A 3507-nucleotide genomic window follows, 5' to 3' on the forward strand; every position below is an offset into this window, starting at 1 on the left:
TTCAATCAACAGCTCATTCGGCACATAATCGATTATGATTTCGGCAAAGTCGGGCTGGGAAGTCATCGGGCAGAGGCAGGTAAATTCCGGAAATCTTATATTCACCTCATAGTCACGCTCTCTGTATTTGTTTTCTATCGCCTCCATAAATTCCCTTTTACCATTGCCGCAAGACAGGTGTCAAACTTTTTTACCCCCCCCATAGACATTGACCCTTCCAACACAGTAGGACAGGCGTCCCGCCTGTCCATAATGTTGAATCGCTTAGACAGCCGAGACGGCTGTCCTGCGGGATGGGTAGGACAACCTTTATTTTCAATGTCTATTTTGGGGAACCCCTTTCTTGACATGCTTTTAGCAGTGTGCTAATTGAGTAAAATCACTTGATAATGAAAGATAAAATCATATGAATTTCCGGAATTTCGAAGATAGAGAAGAGTTTCTTTCCAGAGCCGAGGCATATTTAGAGCAGGGCCTGCCCGACAGGGCTATCGCTCTGGCAGAAGAAAGGCTTAACCGTTTCCCGGGTGATGTAGACGCAAGGATTATTCTCGGTTCTTCCCTGATCAAGAATGGAAAGACGGATGAAGCTCTTAAAGTTCTGAAAAGCGTAGAAGAGGACATTATTAAATGGTCAAACGTCTTTGAGTGCCTCGGGGATATCTATCAGGAGAAAGGCATTACCGAAAAGGCGATAAAAGACTATCAGCGTTTTGTCTCGCTCAATCCCGATTCACCGATTACCAAAGACGTATCTGCAAAACTTGATTACCTGACCAGCTCTACTACACAGGATGATCTCATACCGGAGGAGTTAGACGATAGTATCGAAGATGTATCACCGGACTTCTACACGATAACCCTGGCGGAACTTTACAAGAAGCAGGGACATCTCGAAACGGCAGGGAAGATCCTGAAGGAAATTCTTAAGGCGGACCCCGGAAACATCAAGGCAGCAGAGATATTAAACGAGCTTAAAGCCGCTCTGGAGGCGGAAAAAGCGAAGGTGTTTTCAGAAGAAAAGCGAGCTTCAGTAATTAATGAGCTGAATAGGTGGTTAGAAAATCTGAATAAGATAAAAAGATATGCAGCATACTAACAGAATCTCTCGCATTAGATCAAAGCTGGTCCACCTTGAAATAGAAGCCCTCCTTTTTTTTGACATGAAAAATATACGCTATCTGAGCGGTTTTTCAGGAAGCGATGGAGCGCTTATTGTCGGGAAAAACAAAATCATATTGATGGTGGATGGCCGCTATGTTACCCAGGCAAAGGGGGAAGTTAAAAAAGCGGAGGTTGTTGAATACAATGACAAAATAGAAGGAATTGTTCGGGTAGTAACCGGTGCAGGATTGCATAAAGTCGGTTTTGAATCGGGAGCGATAAGTTTTGATTCCTATTTGAGTCTCCGTGACAGACTGGAAGAGGTGGAACTGAAGCCGATATCTAAGGAAGTTAGCTCCATCAGGGCAGTAAAAGAACAGAATGAAATAGAATCGATAAAAAAGGCGGTCGAGATATCCTCGCAGGCACTTATTTCCACCTTAGACCTCGTCAGGCCGGGTATCAGAGAAAGAGATATTGCCCTGGAGCTTGAATACAGGATGAGAGGAGAGGGGGCAGAGAAGATTTCATTCGAAACAATAGTAGCCTCCGGGAAAAATACTGCCCTGCCCCATGCCACACCAGGATACAGGAAGTTTGAACATGGAGATTTTGTTGTCATAGATTACGGGGCGGTCTATGACGGCTATAATTCAGATGAAACATGTACGTTTATCATTGGAAGTGTAACGGACAGGCAGAAAGAGATATACGGTATCGTGAAAGATGCCCACGACAAGGCTCTGGATTCTGTCAGGGCTGGAGTTTCATGCAGGGAAGTTGACAGGATTGCCAGAAGCCATATAGAGAATGCCGGTCTCGGGAAATATTTTTCACATGGTACAGGCCATGGTGTTGGCCTCGATGTTCACGAGGCTCCGCGGTTATTCACCAAAGCGGAAGACTATCTGGAAAAAGGCATGGTCGTTACCATAGAACCTGGTGTCTATATTCCCGGTCAGTGGGGTGTCCGGATAGAGGATATGGTTCTGGTTAAAGAGGACGGTTGTGAAGTTTTGACAAAGATGCCAAAGGACTTGAGGATATTAGGCTGTTAGAGGTGGTTGTAAATGAACATTAAAAACCTTATACGGGAAGAAGTTCTAAATCAGGAGGCATATTCTGCTCCAGAGATATCCTGCCCGATTAAACTTGATGCAAATGAGAGCCCGTATGACCTCTCAGCTTCCCTGAAAAGCAAAATTATTGAAGGCATAAAGAAAGTACAGATGAACCGTTATCCAGAACCCGGCTCCCCCGAATTTAGAACGGAATTCGCAAAACTCTACGGGATTACCAGCGATATGTTACTTGTCGGGAATGGTTCAGACGAACTTATCCAGATCCTTTTAATGGCAGTAAAAAGGCAGGCTTCAAGCATTCTGATTCCAACCCCTACTTTTGTCATGTATAAGATATCAGCCTTAAATACCGGGCATGAGGTAATAGAGGTTCCCCTCGACAAGCAGTTTGATCTGGATGTCGATTCTATGCTCGAGATTATAGTAAATAAGTCCCCGGATCTGATATTCCTCAGTTATCCGAACAATCCTACCGGCAATTGTTTTGATTCCGGGAAAATAGAGACCATTTTAAAGGAAACGGACGGTATTGTGGTTGTTGATGAAGCCTATTTTAACTTTTCCGGAAAGACGTTTCTCTCATACCTTGACAAATATGAAAATCTTGTTATTTTAAGGACTCTTTCCAAAGTGGGACTTGCTGCAATGAGAATAGGCATTCTAATTGGCAGCCCTCCCCTGGTCCACGAATTGAACAAAGTGAGACTTCCCTACAACCTGAATACATTTTCACAGATTGCAGCCCGCCTCTATATTGAGAATGAAGCGGAGTTTCAAAAACAGGCGGATACGGTTGTCAGCAGAAGGGATGAACTATTTACTGAACTGAAAAAAATTGACGGAATTCGTTTATATCCCTCCGACGCAAATTTTATTCTTTTCAGTTGTTCTTTCGATACAGATAGTGTATATCCCTCTTTAATAGAGAAGGGAATTCTGATAAAGAAGTTCGATACCCCTGGGATTCTTGAAAACTGTATGAGAGTTACAACAGGAACACGTGAAGAGAACGGGGAATTTCTGAAAGCACTGAGAAATATTATATATTCGGCGAGGAACTGAAAGCAAAGTAAGGAGAGTGATATAACAGATTGAAAATGGGGGGTAGATTACGGCACGGGTTGAAAGCTATGCCGTACTGCCCCCTTTTTGTGTCACATAAATCAGGAAGCTTTACACAACTCATAAAAAGTCTTTTTTTGTCACCCAAAATCATGTCCTGAACTTGTTTCAGGATCATTCAGGGTCTCTAACTTGCTGAAATGGTTAGATGCTGAAACAAGTTCAGCATGACAAGGCACACCTTTTTGACTTTTTACGA

General features: G+C 43.3%; 3 protein-coding genes. All 3 read left to right on the top strand.

What is annotated here, in order from left to right:
- The first annotated feature begins 406 nt into the window (after positions 1-406).
- From Q7J27_13575 to hisC, 3 genes are read left to right on the top strand one after another with little or no spacing between them, the layout of a single operon-like run.
- Positions 407-1099 (top strand): tetratricopeptide repeat protein, encoded by a 693-nt coding sequence (locus Q7J27_13575; GenBank protein ID MDO9530170.1) that lies wholly within the window; start codon positions 407-409, stop codon positions 1097-1099.
- A complete protein-coding gene (locus Q7J27_13580) occupies positions 1086-2162 on the top strand; it encodes a Xaa-Pro peptidase family protein (GenBank protein MDO9530171.1) in 1077 nt (358 codons plus the stop codon). The genes Q7J27_13575 and Q7J27_13580 overlap by 14 nt, the downstream gene beginning before the upstream one ends.
- A gap of 12 nt (positions 2163-2174) precedes the next feature.
- Positions 2175-3248 (top strand): histidinol-phosphate transaminase, encoded by a 1074-nt coding sequence (gene hisC / locus Q7J27_13585; protein ID MDO9530172.1) that lies wholly within the window; start codon positions 2175-2177, stop codon positions 3246-3248.
- Positions 3249-3507 lie beyond the last annotated feature (259 nt).

Source organism: Syntrophales bacterium, from assembly GCA_030655775.1.
GTDB lineage: Bacteria > Desulfobacterota > Syntrophia > Syntrophales > JADFWA01 > JAUSPI01.

Excerpts from the sequence above, each read along its gene's own strand:
- Q7J27_13575 (MDO9530170.1), top strand. The coding sequence starts at position 407 with ATGAATTTCCGGAATTTCGAAGATAGAGAAGAGTTTCTTTCCAGAGCC.
- hisC (MDO9530172.1), top strand. The coding sequence starts at position 2,175 with ATGAACATTAAAAACCTTATACGGGAAGAAGTTCTAAATCAGGAGGCA.
- Q7J27_13580 (MDO9530171.1), top strand. The coding sequence starts at position 1,086 with ATGCAGCATACTAACAGAATCTCTCGCATTAGATCAAAGCTGGTCCAC.